General features: G+C 63.0%; 17 protein-coding genes and 2 pseudogenes. 9 read left to right on the forward strand and 10 right to left on the reverse strand.

Annotation, left to right across the window (positions count from 1 at the left end; translation table 11 throughout):
• Positions 1-242: 242 nt before the first annotated feature.
• On the forward strand, positions 243-2,069 hold the full coding sequence (gene glmS, locus ILFOPFJJ_RS23890; protein ID WP_173513016.1) for a glutamine--fructose-6-phosphate transaminase (isomerizing): 1,827 nt from the start codon (positions 243-245) through the stop codon (positions 2,067-2,069).
• An 855-nt stretch (positions 2,070-2,924) separates the two neighbouring features.
• On the opposite strand, the pseudogene ILFOPFJJ_RS35195 reads toward glmS, so the two are convergent.
• Positions 2,925-3,087, reverse strand: a pseudogene (locus tag ILFOPFJJ_RS35195) (IS30 family transposase); the annotation flags it as partial.
• A gap of 153 nt (positions 3,088-3,240) precedes the next feature.
• Between ILFOPFJJ_RS35195 and ILFOPFJJ_RS23895 the strand changes: the two are divergent.
• A pseudogene (locus ILFOPFJJ_RS23895) lies at positions 3,241-4,002 on the forward strand (efflux RND transporter periplasmic adaptor subunit); the annotation flags it as partial.
• Here the strand turns inward: ILFOPFJJ_RS23895 and ILFOPFJJ_RS23900 are convergent.
• The 6 genes from ILFOPFJJ_RS23900 to ILFOPFJJ_RS23925 all read right to left on the reverse strand — a co-directional run bounded on the left by ILFOPFJJ_RS23900 (position 3,888) and on the right by ILFOPFJJ_RS23925 (position 8,852).
• Positions 3,888-4,553, reverse strand: coding sequence for an HWE histidine kinase domain-containing protein (locus ILFOPFJJ_RS23900; protein WP_246299772.1), 666 nt, complete (start codon positions 4,551-4,553; stop codon positions 3,888-3,890). The pseudogene ILFOPFJJ_RS23895 and the gene ILFOPFJJ_RS23900 sit on opposite strands and share 115 nt — an antisense overlap.
• A 248-nt stretch (positions 4,554-4,801) precedes the next feature.
• Positions 4,802-5,251 carry a pyridoxamine 5'-phosphate oxidase family protein gene (locus ILFOPFJJ_RS23905; protein ID WP_173513017.1) on the reverse strand — a complete coding sequence of 150 codons (450 nt, stop codon included), beginning with the start codon at positions 5,249-5,251 and terminating at the stop codon, positions 4,802-4,804.
• Positions 5,252-5,648: 397 nt separating this feature from the next.
• The gene (locus ILFOPFJJ_RS23910) at positions 5,649-5,921 is read right to left on the reverse strand and encodes a hypothetical protein (RefSeq protein ID WP_173513018.1); all 273 of its coding nucleotides are present in this window, start codon (positions 5,919-5,921) and stop codon (positions 5,649-5,651) included.
• A gap of 106 nt (positions 5,922-6,027) precedes the next feature.
• Positions 6,028-6,309, reverse strand: coding sequence for a hypothetical protein (locus tag ILFOPFJJ_RS23915; RefSeq protein ID WP_173513019.1), 282 nt, complete (start codon positions 6,307-6,309; stop codon positions 6,028-6,030).
• 345 nt (positions 6,310-6,654) lie between these two features.
• Entirely contained in the window at positions 6,655-6,969 is a 315-nt protein-coding gene (locus tag ILFOPFJJ_RS23920) for a hypothetical protein (protein ID WP_173513345.1), read from the reverse strand.
• Between the two features lie 1,199 nt (positions 6,970-8,168).
• Complete coding sequence (locus tag ILFOPFJJ_RS23925) at positions 8,169-8,852, reverse strand: LexA family transcriptional regulator (RefSeq protein ID WP_173513020.1); 684 nt, start codon at positions 8,850-8,852, stop codon at positions 8,169-8,171.
• Between the two features lie 898 nt (positions 8,853-9,750).
• Here ILFOPFJJ_RS23925 and ILFOPFJJ_RS23930 point away from each other — a divergent pair.
• The 4 genes from ILFOPFJJ_RS23930 (at position 9,751) to ILFOPFJJ_RS23945 (ending at position 13,251) form a co-directional block, all read left to right on the forward strand.
• On the forward strand, positions 9,751-10,821 hold the full coding sequence (locus tag ILFOPFJJ_RS23930; protein WP_173513021.1) for a hypothetical protein: 1,071 nt from the start codon (positions 9,751-9,753) through the stop codon (positions 10,819-10,821).
• Positions 10,790-11,254 (forward strand): hypothetical protein, encoded by a 465-nt coding sequence (locus ILFOPFJJ_RS23935; RefSeq protein WP_173513022.1) that lies wholly within the window; start codon positions 10,790-10,792, stop codon positions 11,252-11,254. Before ILFOPFJJ_RS23930 ends, ILFOPFJJ_RS23935 begins: the two co-directional genes overlap by 32 nt.
• 501 nt (positions 11,255-11,755) lie before the next feature.
• The gene (locus tag ILFOPFJJ_RS23940; RefSeq protein ID WP_173513023.1) at positions 11,756-12,271 is read left to right on the forward strand and encodes a helix-turn-helix domain-containing protein; all 516 of its coding nucleotides are present in this window, start codon (positions 11,756-11,758) and stop codon (positions 12,269-12,271) included.
• A gap of 359 nt (positions 12,272-12,630) precedes the next feature.
• Positions 12,631-13,251, forward strand: coding sequence for a hypothetical protein (locus tag ILFOPFJJ_RS23945; RefSeq protein WP_173513024.1), 621 nt, complete (start codon positions 12,631-12,633; stop codon positions 13,249-13,251).
• A gap of 1,213 nt (positions 13,252-14,464) precedes the next feature.
• Here ILFOPFJJ_RS23945 and ILFOPFJJ_RS23950 read toward each other — a convergent pair.
• Complete coding sequence (locus tag ILFOPFJJ_RS23950) at positions 14,465-14,755, reverse strand: GIY-YIG nuclease family protein (RefSeq protein ID WP_173513346.1); 291 nt, start codon at positions 14,753-14,755, stop codon at positions 14,465-14,467.
• A gap of 661 nt (positions 14,756-15,416) precedes the next feature.
• Between ILFOPFJJ_RS23950 and ILFOPFJJ_RS23955 the strand changes: the two genes are divergently transcribed.
• Positions 15,417-16,220 (forward strand): class I SAM-dependent methyltransferase, encoded by an 804-nt coding sequence (locus ILFOPFJJ_RS23955; protein ID WP_173513025.1) that lies wholly within the window; start codon positions 15,417-15,419, stop codon positions 16,218-16,220.
• Positions 16,221-16,498: 278 nt separating this feature from the next.
• Positions 16,499-16,876 (forward strand): VOC family protein, encoded by a 378-nt coding sequence (locus ILFOPFJJ_RS23960; RefSeq protein ID WP_173513347.1) that lies wholly within the window; start codon positions 16,499-16,501, stop codon positions 16,874-16,876.
• A gap of 109 nt (positions 16,877-16,985) precedes the next feature.
• On the opposite strand, the gene ILFOPFJJ_RS23965 is transcribed toward ILFOPFJJ_RS23960, so the two are convergent.
• Positions 16,986-17,288 carry a hypothetical protein gene (locus ILFOPFJJ_RS23965; RefSeq protein ID WP_173513026.1) on the reverse strand — a complete coding sequence of 101 codons (303 nt, stop codon included), beginning with the start codon at positions 17,286-17,288 and terminating at the stop codon, positions 16,986-16,988.
• A gap of 170 nt (positions 17,289-17,458) precedes the next feature.
• A complete protein-coding gene (locus ILFOPFJJ_RS23970) occupies positions 17,459-18,013 on the reverse strand; it encodes a L,D-transpeptidase family protein (protein ID WP_173513027.1) in 555 nt (184 codons plus the stop codon).
• Positions 18,014-18,521: 508 nt separating this feature from the next.
• On the opposite strand from ILFOPFJJ_RS23970, the gene ILFOPFJJ_RS23975 reads away from it, so the two are divergent.
• Positions 18,522-19,028 (forward strand): BA14K family protein, encoded by a 507-nt coding sequence (locus ILFOPFJJ_RS23975; RefSeq protein ID WP_173513028.1) that lies wholly within the window; start codon positions 18,522-18,524, stop codon positions 19,026-19,028.
• Positions 19,029-19,395 lie beyond the last annotated feature (367 nt).

Genomic DNA, 19,395 nt, shown 5'->3' on the forward strand with positions numbered 1-19,395 from the left:
AAGCGATCCTCGACATCTTCGCACGGCCACCGCCGCTCCGATGCCCTCACTGTGAGATGCTCCTCACAGAACGCCGCAAGCCAAAGGTGCCAAAGTAGTGTTAGAAGCGCCGAACTACAAATTAGGCGTCACGAAAGTTCGGCCAACAGGCACCGAAGAAATCATTGCGTGTTCCTGATGTAGCCTTACTCAGGTGCGGCGTGTGAGTAGGCGATCGGCATGGAAGGAGCTCGGAGAGGGATATGTGCGGTATCGTTGGCATCGTCGGCAGTCAGCCGGTGTCGGAGCGGTTGGTCGATGCGTTGAAGCGGCTGGAGTATCGCGGTTATGATTCGGCTGGTGTCGCAACCATCGAGGGGGGCCGGTTGGAGCGCCGCCGTGCCGAGGGGAAACTGTTCAACCTCGAAGCGAAGCTGAAAGAGGAGCCGCTGGACGGCAGCATCGGCATTGCCCACACGCGCTGGGCGACGCATGGTGCACCGACGGAGCGCAATGCGCATCCCCATTTCACCGACGGCGTTGCGGTGGTCCACAACGGCATCATCGAGAACTTCGCGGAATTGAAGGATGAACTTGCTGCGTTTGGCGTCGAGTTCCGCACCGATACCGATACGGAAGTCGTGGCGCATCTCCTGGCGAAATACCATCGCGATGGGATGGGACGCCGCGAAGCGATGCACGCGATGCTGAAGCGCGTTACCGGGGCCTATGCGCTGGCCGTGCTCTTTGAGGATGACCCATCGACGATCATGGCAGCCAGAAACGGGCCGCCGCTCGCGATCGGCCATGGCGACGGCGAAATGTTCCTGGGGTCGGATGCGATCGCCTTGGCGCCCTTCACCAATGAAATCACCTATCTGATCGATGGCGACTGGGCCGTTATCGGCAAGGCCGGTGCGCACATCTTCGACATCGAGGGCAATGTCGTCACGCGCCCACGTCAGATTTCGATGGCTGCAGCGTATATGGTCGATAAGGGCAATCATCGCCATTTCATGGAGAAGGAAATCTACGAGCAGCCGGAGGTCATCTCCCACGCGCTCGGCCACTACATCAACTTCATTGAAAACCGGGTGACGACCGTTTCCGATGCCATCGATTTCGCCAAAGTGCCGAGTCTTGCGCTTTCCGCCTGCGGTACCGCCTATCTCGCCGGACTGATCGGCAAGTACTGGTTTGAGCGTTATGCGCGTCTTCCGGTCGAAATCGATGTCGCTTCAGAGTTTCGCTATCGCGAGATCCCGCTCTCGCCGCAATCGGCCGCTCTCTTCATTTCGCAGTCTGGCGAAACGGCCGATACGCTGGCATCGCTGAGGTATTGCAAGGAACACGGTCTGAAAATCGGTGCCGTCGTCAATACCCGCGAATCGACGATCGCGCGGGAGTCCGACGCGGTCTTCCCGATCCTCGCCGGTCCCGAGATCGGCGTGGCATCGACCAAGGCCTTCACCTGCCAGCTTGCGGTGCTCGCCGCGCTTGCTGTCGGCGCTGGCCGGGCGCGAGGCACGGTCAGCGAACACGAAGAACAGGCGCTGGTGAGAAGTCTTGCCGAGTTGCCACGCATCATGGGCGAGGTGTTGAACAGCGTCCAACCGAAGATCGAGCTCCTGTCGCGTGAACTGTCGAAGTGCCGCGACGTGCTCTACCTCGGCCGCGGCACCAGCTTCCCGCTGGCGATGGAAGGCGCGCTGAAGCTCAAGGAGATTTCCTACATCCATGCGGAAGGCTACGCGGCCGGCGAGCTGAAGCACGGACCGATCGCGCTGATCGACGAGAATATGCCGGTGATCGTCATCGCGCCGCATGACCGGTTCTTCGACAAGACCGTCTCGAACATGCAGGAAGTTGCGGCCCGTGGCGGACGCATCATTCTGATTACGGACGAGACGGGGGCTGCCGCGTCGAAGCTCGACACGATGCATACGATCGTGTTGCCGAACGTCGACGAGATCATCGCACCGATGATCTTCGCGTTGCCGATCCAGCTTCTTGCCTATCACACGGCCGTGTTCATGGGCGCCGATGTCGACCAGCCGCGTAACTTGGCCAAGTCGGTAACCGTCGAATGATCATCAGGCCGGAAACGGGACGGGAGTCCATGTCGGCTGTGACGGCCGCCGCCTTGTGCCAACGTCGACCGGCACCCCGGCCCCGGTCATAGACCTGCAACCGCTATGCACCTGATTGCGGCTGAGACCAAACCACGCTTCTTCAAGCCGCCGGGCTTCCTCCTAGCGTCGCCCCAGAAGCGGACCATCGGTGTTCGAATGCGCCTCAACGATCATCGGAAGGGCGCGTGCCGTCGACTCCTCTCTGACGCGCCATTTGCCAATCGCAGCAACTGCCCGACATGGACCGGTCCGGGGACGGGCGCGATCACGGCGCAGACAAATCAAAGCGGCCGCAGCCTGGCTGGGGGCCTACAAGCGTTAGTTATGGAAGATCGGAAACCGGGCGAGGACGCCATGACAAGAGAGCGGGATTGAAGTCGAGAGGTTGGCCTTCCTGAGCGCTTCCCCTATCGATTTGCTCCAAGCGCTCCGAGCGCGCGGGCAAGGCTTCGTTCGACTACAGCGATAGTGCTCAGCGGCTCACTCGCCGGACGTCCGCTGATCGTCGACAGTTTCGCGGGAGGCGGCGAGTTCGAGCAGATGCAGATCGATGCCGGCAAGGTCGCTCCCCTGAATCAACGCGATCTCGGCGACAGATCTACCTTAGGACACCCACCGAAGGCACGATTTTTCGATGGGTGAGAGCATAGCTTCCCAAATCCAGTCGCCCGAATATGCGCCCCGTACTCGGGACCACCGGCCTCGGAAAGCGGGTGGCAGAACATCGCCGGCGAGAGGGATACTCTAGAGACGCCCATAAAATGCCGTGGAGAGTGCAACACTGACGTGTGAACGGTAGGCATCGCCCGCATTTCACAAATGCGCCATGGACACCTCGGCAGGTGTGCGGTAACCGAGGCACTTTCGCGGCAGCGAATCAGATGGTGGTGAGGGCGACAAGCTGTTGTTTCACGGCGGACAGATCGGTGCTGCCAAGCATGAAGCGGCGGATGCGCTCGTTGGCGTTCTCGACGGACGTCAACGATTTTGAGCGGCAAGCTCGACGTAAACGGATGCCTGCTTCACAGCCGGCTTCTCCCACATTACGAAAGTGTAATGATCTCAAGCTGTTCGCCGCCGCGTCGATCTCTATCTTGGGTGAACGACCGCTTGAGGATCGAGAAACCAAATGAGCAAGGAAGCCGAGACCATGGAAGACGCAGCGGCGCGTGGCCTCGCGAAGTTCACCATCATTCCCGCTCCCATGAAGCCGCCTCGTCGAAAGCGCCGATCGCGTCGCTGGATCCTTGCGCCGCTCATGCTCGCCGCAATCGGCGCGGGCTACCACGCGTGGAGCCGAAATGGCGGTGAGCCGGCCACCGCGATGATCACGCAGGCCGTCATGCGCGGAGACATCGAGAACAGCGTCACCGCCGTCGGCACGCTCGACGCGATCAATTCCGTCGACGCCGGCGCACAGGTTTCCGGCCAGTTGAAATCGCTCCACGTGGAGATCGGTGACAAGATCGAGGCAAACCAGCTCGTCGCCGAAATCGACCCGGCCACCATTGAAAACCGCATCGAGATCGATCAGGCGGAACTCGCCAATCTGGAGGCCCAGCTCGTCTCGAAGAAGGCGCAGCTCGTGCTGAAGCAGGCGAATATCGAGCGCCAGCGCAATCTGGTCGCGACCAACAGCGTCTCGCAATCCACGCTTGACCAGGCAGTCGCCGACCATGCGGCGGCCGCCGCCGACGTTGACGCCATCTCTGCCCAGATCCGCAAGCAGAAGGCGACGCTTGCCGGCGACAAGGTCGATCTCGGCTACACAAAGATTTATGCGCCTGTCGCCGGCACGATTGTCGCCAACCCGGCCAAGGAAGGCCAGACCTTGAACGCCAACCAGACGACGCCGACGATCGTCACCATCGCCGACCTTTCGACGATCACGAGCGCATTGAACCGGCCCATGAATGCGTCGCGATATTCCTCGCCGGAGCGATCCGCGGCGGTGGTCTGGCGCGCGATCGCCTGGACCAGCGCGAGCAGGTTCTTCATTCGATGCCGGAGTTCACCCAGGAGCACATCCTTCTCGGCCTCGCGCTGGCGTCGCTCCGTGGCATCGACGATCGAGAGCAGCAAGGTGCGGCTGTTGTCGTCGGGATGGAACAGCCGGTGCGCACTGACGAGCATCGTCCTCGGGCCGATGCTCGGAAAGTCTTGCTCGACCTCATAGTCCACAACCGCCGTGCTCTTCGGAATGACCTCTTCGAGCAGGCGGCGCAGCTCGGGGATGTCCCACTGCCCGTTGCCGAGTTCATAGATGTGCTGTCCGATCGTCTCATCGCGGCTGACCTTGAAGGTCGTGAAGAAGGCACGGCTCGCGCTCTGGACGCACAGGTTCTGGTCCAGGACAAGCAAAGGATCGGGTACCGTGTCGACTATGCCTTGCGCCTGCACATGGCCATTGCGCAACAGGCGATAGAGGTCTTCCAGCGTCATCACCACCCCGCACGTTGACCTTCCTGGGGATATTACAACATGCCGTCAGAGGCATGCAAAGGGCGTTGTTGCCGGGCAGGGCGACAGAACGGGGCCCGATGGGCAGAATTGCGCGTCCGCGCTTTTCCTCATCCCGTGGTCTCTTGGACGCGGGATGGGACGGAAAACCGCTTCGCACTTTTCCTCATCCCGTGGTCTCCTAGGCGCGGGATGGACGAAAAACCGCTTCACACTTTTCCTCATCCCGCTCAGTCCGCCATCGCCGCCCGTCCCGTCATCTCCTCGATGTCGATCGAGTAGAAGACGTGCGGCGAGGCGCCGGCGATCGGCTGCTCGCCGGGCTTCAGGCCGCCGGGCTCCCACCAGTTGACGTGTTTCTCAAGCAGCGACCAGGCATGCAGGCGCTCGCGGTGCCATTGCTCGGTGTCCGGCAGTTCCTGGTAACGGCCGGTGATGACCACGCTCTTCCATTGGTCCTGGCCGGAAAACTCGTCGACCTCGATGCAGACGCAAGGATTGGCGCGCATCCACTCGATCTTCTGGCCGAGCATGGAGAAGCCATAGAGGCATTTGCCGGCGAGCGCATACTGGATCGGAACGATATAGGGCCGGCCCTCCCGGCAGCAGGCGAGCCGGCCGAGGCGGCCCGAGGCGACAAGCGCGACGCATTCCTGCTCGCTCATTTCCCTGACGAACATGAGATCCTCCTCGAACGACAGCGCCTCGCGTCCTGTCGGACGTACAGTGCACGACAGCAGCCTTTCCCGGGACGCGTTGCTTGCCGTCCACGGCAAAAACTTTAGGCGCTCACTGGGCTCGCGCCCTTGACACGGATCAAGGAGGGTGGGGCGAGGGACGTTATTTTTTTAGAGAAGGGCGCCGCTACAGGCTCGTGGCGGCGCTACGGCGCCGCGCTTCCAATCGGACGCGCAAAGATCGCTGTAGCACTTTGAATTGCCGCAAGATTTCCTAGATCGTTGAGGAATCATGCCGTGGCGGCCTGCATTAAAGGGCGTCGCATTCAATTGGAGTCACGCGACGCGCTTCATGCATCTCGTTGTCCCGATACCGCTGCACACTTTCGGGCGACATGCATCAGTAGCGGTAATATCCGTAGATCGGGCGAGCGCCGCGCTTGCACTTGATCTCTTCCTTGTACTCGTCGTCGTCCCATTTCCGCTCGATCTTGCACCGGCCGCGACGATATTCTTCCTTGTAGGCCCGGCGTTCATAGCGGGGTCCATCGTAATAGCCGCCCCCACGCCAGCGCCCATGGCCGCTTTCGTCCTTCCAGGGATCGGCAAACGCGTTCCCGGCGCATACAGTCAGTGCCACGCCGGCTGCGGCTGCGATGGTCAAAAACTTCATGGCTCGGGCTCCTTCGGCATTTATCCAGATCAACGCATATTTCGTTGCTTAGTTTCATGGATCGAACCTGAACGCCAGATGAACCTTGGCAACGCGCTGACGCGGCTCAAGAACGCCAGGAGGATTCGCCGGCGCGGTCCGACACGAGCTTCAGAGCAGGGGCTGTCTTCGTCGCTGATGGAGGCGCGGTGCCGGCCGGCTGCCTGGCCTCGACGTTCCCATGGCCGGGCTCCTGTTCGAGCGCGGCGGCGATCTTCTTCAGCATTTCCCTCACACGAAAGGCATGCCTGGCGGCAGCTTCGGCTTCGGTCGCGTAATAGGCGGCGCTCATCGCCTCGATCAGGTTCAAGGCGGCGAGATTGACGACGGCGTAGGTTTCGGCGCGCATTGGGGGCTCCAGAGCAATTCCAGGAAAGGTGTGAAGCGGTTTTCCGTCCGGAATTGCGTAGGTTGAGAGCAATTCCAGGAGAAGTGTGAAGCGGTTTTCCGTCCGAAATTGCGTAGGTTGAGAGCAATTCCAGGAAAAGTGTGAAGCGGTTTTCCGTCCGGAATTGCGTAGGTTGAGAGCAATTCCAGGAAAAGTGTGAAGCGGTTTTCCGTCCGGAATTGCGTAGGTTGAGAGCAATTCCAGGAAAAGTGTGAAGCGGTTTTCCGTCCGGAATTGCGTAGGTTGAGAGCAATTCCAGGAAAAGTGTGAAGCGGTTTTCCGTCCGGAATTGCGTCATCAAAGAATCTAAAACTGCTGGCGGTGATTGTGGGTTCCGACGAGGCGCTGGTTCATGCCGGTGCCACCGCCGGAAAATTCGCGCTCGCGGTTGAGCTCGAAGAAGGCGTCGTCGGTAAGCTCGGAGGCGGGCAGGGCCTCGCGCTGAAAGACATTGCCGTCCGCGCCGAGGTGCCAGGCAAGCGAAGCGAGGCTGGAATAGACGCACGCCAGAAAAGTCTTCAGCGCCTGCTGGTTCTCGGCATCGCTCGACCGGCGGAGATCGGCGGAAAAGAGTTCGTCGATGTGGCTGTGCAGGTGGGATCTGATCGTCAGGATGGACATATGGCCGCGCTCGGTCTCCGGTGTCCGACGACCGGGTGTGCCGGGCATCGATCATGTCGTTCGTGTTGAATGCAACATCGCGCACGACACGAATGGTGTCAACACGGAGCGTGTTGTTTATGGTGTTACCGACATGGTTTGTGTTTGAGGGGAATCGAGGGCGGTGGCGTCTCGCGGGAGGCAAAGATGGGTTGGGCATCCAGCGGTTTTCGGCGGGATTGAGTCTCTTGCGCCCAAGGACTTGGGCGCGCTGGATTCCTGTGACGAGCACAGGAATGAGGGGAGTTTTTGGCTGCGGCTGAAGCAGTTTCGCGCCGAAGGCTCGGCAGTTGGTCTCTCACGCCGTCGATCACGCGCACCTTGTTCCGGGGATGGGTGAAGGGACGTGCCGAGGGAATGAGGAAATTTGAAAATTGCTGTTCAAGACAGTCGGGGAGGCTCGGCCGTTGATGTTCGTTGGCCAACCCGGAACTCCCTCATTCCTGTGCTTGTCACAGGAATCCAGCGACGGCGCGTCCGCGCCGTGAACAAACATGTTTCAGCCGAAGAAATGGGAACCGCGTGAACTGATCTCTCGCGCCCAAGGACTTGGGCGCACTGGATTCCTGTGACGAGCACAAGGAATGAGGGGGAGATTTTGGCTACGGCTGAAGCAGTTTCGCGCCGAAGGCTCGGCAGTTGGTCTCTCATCACCCGCCGTCAATCACGCGCACCTTGTTCCGGGGATGGGTGAAGGGACGTGCAGAGGGAATGAGGAAATTTGAAAAGTGCTGTTCAAGGCAGTCGGGGAGGCTCGGCCGTTGATGCTCGTTGGCCAACCCGGAACTCCCTCATTCCTGTGCTTGTCTCAGGAATCCAGCCACGGCGCGTTGGCGCCGTGAACAACTCATGTTTCAGCCGAAGAAATGGGAGCCGCGTGGACCGAGTCTCTCGCGCCCAAGGACTCGGGCGCACTGGATTCCTGTGACGAGCACAGGAATGAGGGGGAGATTTTGTTTACCGCATTCTCACCCAGCGGTTCGATGCTGTTTGTTGCATCCGGTGCATGAGCCGCAGGGCCTGCGTTGTGATTTTCACTCGGGCCTAGCCCAAATTCCCTCATTCCTGTGCTCGTCAGGAATCCAGCCACGGCGCGTCGGCGCCGTGATTGAGCAGGTACGGAGGCGCCCGCTGCTGCGGCGGCGAGGGGCCCGTCCGCCTCACGCATTCCCGGCGAGTGCGATGTAGTGGACGCTGTGGACGGTGTTGGCGTCGAAGCGGAGTTCCTTCGGCGGGTTGAACTGCTCGAGCACCAGTTCGGCGCTGTTGTGGCGGACGAACTTCTTGACGTAGGCAAGCAGCGCGCCGTTTTCCTCGAGCCGGATCTGGGCGATCACATAGTCGCCGCGCTTCACCCGGCGGCTGGGGTCGACGAAGCAGACCTCGCCGTCCTCGTAGCGCGGAGACATGGAATCGCCGGAAACCGAGACCGCGTAGGCGCCGGAAATGTCCGAGAGGATCGGCGGCGCCATGACTTCGTACAACACATTGCCATTCATTAGGAATTCACCGTCCACTCCGCCTACGGCCTGGCCGAAGACGGGGATCTTTTTGCCCTGGCCGACGATCCGGGCGCCAACCTCGGCGTTCGGCCTGTCGACCCCCGCGGGCCTCGTAGGCGCGGCGCCGTTCACTTCGCGGCGGTCGCCGTCCAGCAGCCAGACCGGATCGACATTGAAGCGGCGGCCGTAGATCTTGGCCTCGGCGAGTTCGAAGTCGTTCTGGCCGTTTTCGTGGGCGCGGTAGGTCGAGGCGATGACGCCAAGCGCGTTCGCGGCGTCGGAGGCAAACCGATAGCCGGCCTTCAGGCGCGCCTCGCGCAATCTTTCAGCTTTGTCGCTCATGGCTCGCAGCTTTGTTGCTCATAACTCGGAAGATAGCGACACGAATAACACAAATCATGTTGACATGGCAACACGAGTAATGTCATTCATGACGAGGTGAAACGCAACCGGGAGGAGGGCGGTTGATGAAGGGCCGGCGTAAGATTTTACTGACCTTCGTCCGCTTCACGCCTTTCAAGGCGTTGGCCGCGCCCTAGATCAGTCTCGTGGGCATCCGCGCCAAGGATGCCCCAGGAATGTCCCAAGGGGGACTGGGCGGGGTTAGCAGAAAATCGTTTTGCGCCTATTCCTCCCGCCTTTGGGCTGCAGGTGCAGACGGAACCGCGTTGCACGTTCCTGCCCCGGGGTTTTCTTGGGTGCGGGGTGCGGACGCTTTCCCTGCACTCCGGGGTTCCCACGGGATGCGGGGTGCGGGCGGAAAACCGCTTCGCACTTTTCCTGCACCGGGGGTTCTCGTGGGATGCGGGGTGCGGGCGGAAAACCGCTTCGCACTTTTCCTGCACCCGGGGTTCCCGCGGGATGCGGGGTGCGGACGGAAAACCGCTTCGCACTTTTCCTGCACCCGGGTTCCCCTGGGATGCGGGGTGCGGGCGGAAAACCGCTTCGCACTTTTCCTGCACCCCGCGGGAACTGATCGCCGCTCTCCTCCCCGGCGATCAGCGCGAAGCCCTGTCGGCTGGTTTCAACCGACAGGGCTTCGCCTCCTGGATGGGGCGCCCGGGATGTGCCGCGCGGTCTCGGCCGGACGCGTGCGAGGGAGGTTCCGGCGGGCGGCGCGGTCCGACGGGGATTCGTGAACATGGATGGGTAGGCGCAGCGAATTCGGCGTCGCGGCGGGGGGTTCCGAGCGTCTCGGAAGATGCGGCGCTGCCGGTGAAAGGTGGAACAGGGAATGCGGATGAGCGGCATGCGGATCTCGGCGATCGTGGAGGCGCTGGTGACGGCGGGGGCGACGCCCGAAATGATCCTTTCGGCGGTCTCGGCCGCGGAGGCGCATTCGCTCGAAGCACTCGAGCGGCGCCGGGCCTCCGACCGCGCCCGCCAGCAGCGCCGCCGGCAGAGGGTGGCGCACGAGGCGATGGCAGTTGACGGGGCGGAAGGCGAGAGCGAGGCGGCATGTCACGGGACTGTGGGTGACAGCCACGTGACCGGCCGTGACGCGCCCCTTCCCGATAAAGAAAGATCCCCCGCACCCCCTAAAGAAATTAACCCAACCCGAAACCCAATTTCCGCTGGCGCGGTCCCTGCCGGTTCGATGCCGGCTGGTTCTCGGTGCCCTGACGTCCGGGGCGAAGCCGCCGGGATCCTCCCGGCCGGACCTCGGGAAGGCGAGCATCCGGCGGTGGGGCATGGGCAAGGCGGGGATGGGCAAGGCGGGTCTCGGGCGGCCGGGCATCGGGACGCTCTGCATTGCGGGGCCGAGGCCGCAGCTGCGGGCGCCGGACGCCGTGAAGGCGCGCATGGGCAAGCCGGACGTTCGGAGGCGAGGTGGGGCGAGGGCAAACGCGGCGAGGGCCAACGGGCCGAGGGCAAACGGGCCGAGGATAAGCGGCGGGCGACGCGGCTGCCGGAGAGGTTTATCCCCGATTGGGCTTTTGCCGCCGGCGAAGGTTTTGGCCCGGCGGAGGCCGAGGCCGAGTTCGAAAAGTTCCGCGACTACTGGAGCGCCAAGGCGGGGCGCGAGGCGACCAAGCTCGACTGGCTGGCGACCTGGCGCAACTGGATCCGCAATGCCGGTCGGCCAAGGCCCTTCGGCGGACGGGCGCCGCCCCGGGGCGGGCTCAGACCGAAAGGCGATTTCTGGGCGCACCAGGACGAGGTGCAGCGCGAACTGGACAGGGCGCTTGGACGGACATTGGGACGGGCAGGGGCATCGGGGCGATCAGGGGAATGGGGAGCGGCAGGCGATGACGACTTTACCGGCACGACTTTCGAGCTTGAGCGAGGAGATTGGCAGGCTCGCCGATAGGCTGCGGCCGGCGCCGCCGGAGCGCGTGGCCGAGTGCCTCGACGCACTGAAACGCGGCGGCATGGTGGCCCCCGCCGGCATCGCGCCTGCCGACTTCCTGCGCGAATACGTGCTCGCGCTTTCGAACGTGCCGGCCTGCGGGCTCATGGCGGCGATCGTGAAGCTGAAGCGCGGCGAATATGCAGCGGTCAGGCCCGGCTTCATGCCGGTGCCGGCGGAGCTTGCGGCCCTTGCCCGGCAGGAGGCGCGCGGCGCCAGGGAAGACATGGCCCGGGCGCGGGCGACGGCGGAAACCCTGCGGGCGCTCTCGAAGCCGCCGCCGCCCTCGCCGGAAAGCAAGGCGAGGGTGCGGGCGCTTCACGCCCGTTTTCGCGCGCAGGTGAGTGCGGATCGGGCCGAGGCCACGCCGCCTTCGGCCGGGCAGGGCCAATGATGGGGGTGCGCGCGGCTGCCGCCGCTCACACTTGGAACTGCATGTCTGTGACGAACACAGGGATGACGGAAACCCGGTTGGCTGCACGGAGAGCATTAACCGCCGAACAGTTCTCGGTTGGCTCGACCTTGCTCAGCCGTCGCCCAATCTCCCTCATTCCTGTGCTTGTCACAGGAATCCAGCGCGCCCAAGTCCTTGGGCGCGGGAGAATCTTGCGTGGAGTCGATCGGTGGCGCCGCTTTCGCAGCGTCGATGTTGCGGCCAGACGGCGTCATTCACGGCGCAGACGCGCCGTGGCTGGATTCCTGTGACAGCCACAGGAATGAGGGAGACCTGGGGTTGGGCGCACAAGACAAGTACGGGAATGAGGGCGGATAGGGCCTAGCGATGAAGTTCGGCCAGGCAGAAAACATTAGCCGGCGAAATAATTGGGCCCTTCAGGGGGCACGGAAACACGAAACGAGGCCGGAATCGCGCCGGCAGGGGAAACAGGAGTAAGCAATGACGAACCATTCGGAAGGGACACAGTCGCAGCGGGCGCGGCAGCAGCGGCACTACGGCGCCGTGCGCGAGCGGCTGATGCGGCCGGCGAACGCGGTCGTCTCGGCCGCCGCGGCGGCGGAGCTCGAAAGGCGGCTGGCGGCGCTTGCGACCGATAACGCGGCCAAGGCGCGCCGGATCGCGGCGCTCGAGACGGAGCTTGCGGACGCCGGGGCACGGCTCGTTGCCCAGGCGCAGGCGCTGCTCACGGGGCGGGCCGGGGAGGCCGAGGGCGGCGACCGCCGGCCGCCGGTCGAGGAGATCGTCGCCGCGGTGCTTGAAGGTTTTCCGGGGGTGACCTGGGAGGACATCATCAGCGTGCGCCGCGAGCGCCGGCTGGTCGAGCCCCGGCACGCCTGCATGCGCGCGGTCTACGAGGCGCGCAAGGATCTCTCGCTGCCGCTGATCGGCCGCATCTTCCGCCGCAACCACACGACCGTGCTCGGCGTGGTGCAGCGGCGGTCCGCCGATGCTTGAGGCGGGCGTGGTACCGGCGATTGGAGCAATTGTTTCAATGGTTTGCGCGTGGTTCCGGAGAAATCGAATCATGTCACCCCGATCGGGACGGGCAGCCGCAAAATTGTCTCACCCTGGCCGGATTTCCGCCGGCGCGAGGCGAGACGGAAAACCGCTTCACACTTTTCCTCACCCCCGCTTCTTTGGTGTGACGCGGGGTGGGACGGAAAACCGGAAACCACTTTTCCTCACCCCGCTTCTTTGTCGACGCGGGGTGGACGGAAAACCGGAAACCACATTTCCTACCCCGCTTCCTTGTCGACGCGGGGTGGACGGAAACCGCTTCACACTTTCCTACCCCGCTTGAAAGGACCCCGAAAATGACGAGCAAAGCCCAGAAACTCCGTGCGAAGCGCAAGGCGCAGCTTGGACGCCCGCGCAAGGCCAATGCCGAGCGCTTCGCCTGCGGCAAGATCCGGCCGGAATGGTCGAGGCAGGAGAGCGAGAAGGAGGCAATGGCGGTGGCGCTTGCCGCGCGCAAGCGCATGCACGGGCTCGACACGACGAGCGCCTTCGCCGGCTACACGCTCGGCCGCCTGTTCCTCGATGGTCGCATCACCGCCGAGCAGCGCGAGGCCGGCGACGACTATGCCGCGGCGATGGCGCGCTACTATCACCTGAACGGCATCCCTTACCCGAGCGTTCGCGCCCAGGCGCTCGACCGGGTGGCGGGGCATCCCGGCGAGACGAGCGAGGAACGCGCCCGGATGGCGCTGAAGGCGGCCGACCGGATGATGCGGCTCGAGGGCGTGCTTGCCGGCTGCGAGGAGGGCCGGCAGGTGAAAACGACGATCTTCAACGTCTGCGTCATGGACTACGAGGGCCTGCGGCTGATGCCAGAGCCGCAGCTCGCGTGGCTGAGGCGCGGACTGAACGCGCTCATCTTCGACAAGGGCTTGCGTGAATATGGGGAGGGCGGTGCTTCGTTTGAGCAGCGATAGGAATATATTCCCTGCAGATTGCGGCGCGGGAGTTCCACTCATCACGTCCAGAGCTGATCCGGCCAGCAATACAGATGCTCTCGTCCCTGTGCTCGTCACAGGGATGAGCGGCCCAGGTCGGCGGTGCGGGAGGCTCGGTCTCGACAGCCGTGGCGGCGTCGGATCGCCAAATGCGTATCGGGTGGCAGCCGCCGATCGTTCAAGCCCTTGCCTTGTCGGCATATCCGACGTCAATCACGGCGCCGACGCGCCGTGGCTGGATCCCTGTGACGAGCACAGGGATGAGGGAGTTCTGGGGTGGCCGCCCAACCAGCATCGACCGCCGAGCATTCCTCGGCTGGCTCGATCTTGCTCGGCCATGGCCGCGGTTGGCTCATTCCTGCGCGCATGCGGACGAGGGAGTGTGTTGTCATGGCTGACGAAAAAATGAAGGCGGTGCTCGGAGGGCTGTTGGCCGCCTGCGGCTGACCATCCGCACCTCTCGACGCGAGGATGTAGACATAGCCTTTCATGTTTCTCAGCTTGATTGAAGAATTCGGCATGAGCAAGCAGGAGTTGCTTGCGGCGCGCGTGCGCTGGTACGCGTTGCAGTTTGGCGGGCGCGAACCGCGCTGGCCAGAGAGATCATTCGGCCCGGCCCCGCGCCGGCGGCGCGGGAGACTCCCGCTTGATCAATGGCCCGAACGGCCGCGGCGTCGCGTCACCCTTCAGCCGACCGTCGTCCAGAGCCCCTTGCCTTGTTGGCATATCCGACGTCAATCACGGCGCCGACGCGTCGTGGCTGGATCCCTGTGACGAGCACAGGGATGAGGGAATTTTGGGTTGGCCGCCCAACCAGCATCAACCGCCGAACATTCCTCGGCTGGCTCGATCTTGCTCGGCCATGGCCGCGGTTGGCTCGTTCCTGTGCGCGTCATGCGGATGAGGGAGTGTGTTGTCATGGCAGGGGAAACGAAGGCGGGGAGTGTTCGGAGGTCGCTGTTGGCCACCTGCGGCTGACCGTCCGCACCTCATTCCTGTGCTCGTCACAGGAATCCAGCCGCGGCCCAAGTCGGCGGCGCGTGAGTTCCACTCATCACGTCCAGAGCTGATCCGGCCAGCAATACAGATGCTCTCGTCCCTGTGTCACAGGGATGAGCGGCCCAGGCGGTGCGGGAGGCTCTGTCTCGACAGCCGTGGCGGCGTCGGATCGCCACATGCGTATCGCGTGGCCTCACAGGCCGTGCAAATAGTGCGAGATGTCCTGCCATTCCGGATTCATGGCCTCGATGAGGTTCAGCTTCCACTGCCGTGGCCATTTCTTCATGGTCTTTTCCCGCGTGATCGCAGCCGTCAAAAGGTCGAATTCCTCGAACCAGACCAAGGTCTTGACGCCGTATTTCGATGTGAAACCGGGTGTGAGCTCCTGCTGGTGCTCAAGGAGGCGGCGGGCCAGGTCGCGAGTGACGCCTGTGTAAAGCGTGCCGTTTCGTTTCGACGCGAGGATGTAGACATAGCCTTTCATGTCTCTCAGCTTGATTGAAGAATTCGGCATGAGCAAGCAGGAGTTGCTTGCGGCGCGCGGGCGCTGGTACGCGTTGCAGTTTGGCGGGCGCGATCCGCGCTGGCTCATTGTTGGAGCGAGTCTCGCACGCGCCGCCGACGCGACGCGGCTGGATTCCTGTGACGAGCACAGGAATGAGGTGCGGATGGTCAGCCGCAGGCGGCCAACAGCGACCTCCGAACACTCCCCGCCTTCATTTTTCCTCTGCCACCACAACACACTCCCGCATCCGCATGACGCGCACAGGAATGAACCGACCCGGCCATGGCCGAGCACGATCGAGCCAGCCGAGGCATGTTCGGCGGTTGATGCTGGTTGGGCGGCCAACCCAGAACTCCCTCATCCCTGTGCTCGTCACAGGGATCCAGCCACGGCGCGTCGGCGCCGTGATTGACGTCGGATATGCCTAAAACGGGACGACCGGCCGGCTAAAGGGCGACGCGACGCCGCGGCTATTCGCGCCATTGATCAAGCGGAGTCTCCCGCGCCGCAGGTGCAGCGCCGGGCTGAATGACGTCTCTGGCCATCCGTCGATCGCCTGTCACGAAATCCCGATATTCCGGTTTCAGCGCTGCTGCATTGATTCCGCACGCGTTTGCAAACCACATCTCCGGGCGCACCCATGGTCACACAAGGAATGCGATACAACTCCGCCATTATCGACTTTCAAAGAAAGCGCGGGGGCGATTCCATCGCGTTTTTCGTGCCGTTTCTCACGCGCGATATGGACCTGCTCGACGTCGGTTGCGGGCCGGGCACGATCACGGCCGGCTTCGCCGATGTCGTGCGGACTGTTACCGGCCTTGACCTGGAGCCGAAAGCCATTGCCGCCGCCAATCAGATGGTCGCGGCAGCAGGCCATGCCAATCTGGGCTTTGTGGTAGGCGACATGACTTCGCTGCCATTCGAGGACGGCAGTTTCGACGCGGTGTTCTTCCACGCGGTGCTCTATCACCTCGGTGCTGCGAAACTCCGGAAAACGCTCGCGGAAGCCTTGCGGGTGCTGAAGCCGGGCGGGCTGATCGTCACGCGCGATGCCGATGCCGGCGGCAATGTCATCTACCCGGAGACGTCAGGCATCCTGCTTTCCCTGGACCTGTGGCAGCGCTGGTACGAGCACTCATCGATCGACGCCGTTTATTTCGGGCGGCGTCAGGAGGCTGTCCTGCGATCTCATGGTTTCGTGCCGGTCTGGAGCGGCGCAAGCCATGTCAATCACAGCGCCGATGCGCCGACCCGGCGGGAAACCGTTGAGGACGCGAAAAGGAGTCTCGAAAGCCTCTCCGAAGGCCTCGTTCAACGGGGTCTCGCCGACCGCCAGGAGATCGAGACGGCGCTCTCGGCCTGGGACCGGTGGGGCAGCGATCCGGATGCGGTCTACCTGCGTTGTCGATGCGAATGCGTCGCGACAGTGCCGCGCGTCTGATCAGGCGCGCAAGGGTCGCTGTCGGTCTTTGAACTGCACACATGCAGTAAAACCTTTGGCTGCGGCTCGATGACCTGCTCCCCGAACGGCGTGACAGGCGCAGCGCCCAAGGCTGTGGCCGACGTGTGAATGGCTTCGGAATCGATTGGCCCATCCCAGTCAGGTGTGTCTCGCGCGCCGCCGACGTAGCGCCGATTGTGGAATGCGAGCCTCAGCGCCCGTTGCGGACCATCGAAAATCAGTTAATGGATGGGGAGCTCATTGGAGGGTTTCTGATTGTGCGCCTGAATCAGGTGACAGTTACGATGCCGGACTTGGACGCGGGATGGCATTTCTATTGCACGCTGGGCCTCAAGCCCGTGGTTGACGCGCGTCCCCGGTATGCACGTTTTGTTTGCCCGGACGGAGAGAGCACCTTTTCCCTGGTTCAGGGCGAAGGCGGTGGCCGCGGAACAACCGTGTATTTCGAGTGCGAGAATCTGGACGCAACGGTCCGCGCTCTTCGCGACGTCGGCCTCCAGTTCGCAAGCGAGCCCGAGGATAAGAGCTGGCTTTGGCGAGAGGCCGAGCTATTCGACCCCGGCGGAAACCGAGTGGTCCTTTACTTTGCCGGACGGAATCGCCTCGATCCTCCGTGGCGCGTGTTCCCAAGGTGAGGCGACACGGACATACTTGTGACGAGGCTTCATCCTTGTGACAAGGTTTCCGGACGAAAAACCGCTACAGCCTTTCCCGGAATTGCTCTAACTACGCCCGGTCACCCGCTCAGGGAGCTGTCGGCGGGGGCGTGACTCCCAGGTAGTAATCGCCCTGGTGGCTACCCTGGTATTCGTTGGTGTAGCGATCGCGGGCCGCGCCGAGGTTGGCCGGCGGTATCCGCTCGACGTAGATGCTGCCGGTCGGCGCCGGATCGACGTAGATGACTTCCGGAGGTGCCGGCTCGACATAGACGCTGCCGGTCGGCGCACGATCCACATAGTACATGTCGGCAAAGGCCGGTCCGGCCGCGCCGAGAAGGGCTGCGGAGAGGACGAATGCAGCGGATGATGTTCTCAGGGATACTCTCATGGCATTGCTCCTGTTCCGTTCGGCATCCGGCCGCGGCACGTCCCTTCGGACATGCAAAGGCCGCTTCGATGCTGCGGTCGGAGGAATAACGCCTTATCGGTCAGACCGTTCCGACGGCTGCGAGAACTCCGGGGGGTTGCGGATAGGGATTCCGGCAAATTCCTGTTCCGTCATCCCGCAATCCGGATCGGCGTGCCGTCCGGCACCCGCGACCAGATTTCGCGCATTTCCTCGTCGGTGACGGCGATGCAGCCGTCGGTCCAGTCGAGGAAGAGGTGGAGCCGGCCGATGAAGCCCCAGCCATTCGGCAGGCCGTGGATCATGATGTCGCCGCCGGGGTTTTCGCCGGCGGCGGCGGCGCGGGTCTTGTCGGCTGCGTCGGGATAGGAGATGTGGAGGCTCAGGTGGTAGCGCGAATTCGGGTTGCGCCAGTCGATCAGGTAGTCGCCCTCCGGCGTCCGCCGGTCGCCCTGGCGCTCCTTGTGGCCCAACGGATTGCCGCCGAGCGACACACTGTATTCGCCAAGCGTCGTTCCGTCGCGCAGGAGCCGCAGGGTGCGCTCGGACTTGTCGACCAGCACTTCCTTTGCCTGGAGCTCGGGCGCCGCCATTTCGGGCGGGGTGCCGGAGCCGTGGTTTCCCGCCGAAAGCGTGTAAACGCCGGCGCCGGCGATGAGGAATATCGCCGCCAAAACCGTTTGCTTCAATGTCCGTAACACCGTCATCGAACGTCCGTTATCGAGAACTAAAAAGCGGGGTGAGGAAAAGTGGGAAGCGGTTTTCCGTTCCACCCCGCGCCAAAAAAAGCGGGGTGAGGAAAAGTGTGAAGCGGTTTTCCGTCCCACCCCGCGCCGACCATGTTTGCCTAAAGGATAAAAACATGCAGCAGTTCAAAGTGCTACAGCGATTTTGTGCGTCTGAAAGCATGCACGGCGCTGCACGCATCGCTATGCAACCTACGTGCCGGTTTCGCGTTGTTCTACTACATGGCGGCCGTCTCAATCGGTGCGTGTGATCGGCGCGTTTTGCGAGCGACAAAATCGCGATTTTTCGCGCCGGGCGACGCTCCACCGCGATTCGGCCATTATTGACAGGAATGATTTCCTGTTGCTGCATAATTGCTTGAACCGGAACAGGATTTCGGGACAGAATTATGCGGCAGGTTAAAGGTGCTGCGGCGTCCTTCGCGCGTCATGTCCGACGGCAGGCGCCGTAGAGGAAAAGGTGAAGCCAATGAAGAGGCTAGCAATCATTGCCTTGTCGCTGGCGACGGCGCTGACCAGCGTCCCGCCCGCCATGGCGTTTCCTACCATTGTCGTGCCGAAGATCGATGTTCAGGAGGCAGAGCCGGTCCAGTACAGGCGCTACCGTGGCGGCTATCGCGGCGGCTACCGTGGTGGTTATCGCGGCGGCTATTACGGGCATCGACGCCATTACGACGATGACGATGACGAATTGGGCTGGGCGCTCGGCGGGTTAGCGGCCGGCGCGATCCTCGGCGGCCTGTTGGCGCAGCCGAGGTATTACGGCCCAAGCTACTACGATCCTGGCTACTATGGCTCGGGCTACCCGGCCTATCGCCCGCGCTACTATGGTGCGCCGCGTTATTATCGCCCGGCCTATGGCGGCAATGCGCACACGCGCTGGTGCTTTGCGCGCTACCGGTCCTACAGGGCTTACGACAACACGTTCCAGCCCTATTACGGCCCGCGCCAGCCCTGCGTCTCGCCCTACTATTGACGGCGAGCCTGCGTGAGGCGATCTCAAGCGCCGTGCGCCCTTCCGGGCGCGCGAAGGTCTCGGTCGCGACGGTCCGAAGCTTTTGACGCCCGCGTCATCGAGCCGGAAGGAGCCTTGAAGCGCCGCCGACTTGCGGCGCTGCCGGATTCCGGTGATGAGCGCAGGAAGAGGGCGTTAGTGGCTGCGGCCGGGCAAAAAAACCGGCCACGCGGCGGACGGTAAATGGTCATCGTCCGCGGGCGGTTTTTACCGCACACCTCATTCCCGTTACTCGGCGCGTCGGCGCCTGAGCGAGTCCTTTGGCACCGGACGCGCGGCGCCATAGGGCGAGCGGGCGCTTTTCCGAATCGTGCGTCCTTTCGCCGGC

The organism is Sinorhizobium psoraleae (assembly GCF_013283645.1).
Lineage (GTDB): Bacteria > Pseudomonadota > Alphaproteobacteria > Rhizobiales > Rhizobiaceae > Sinorhizobium > Sinorhizobium psoraleae.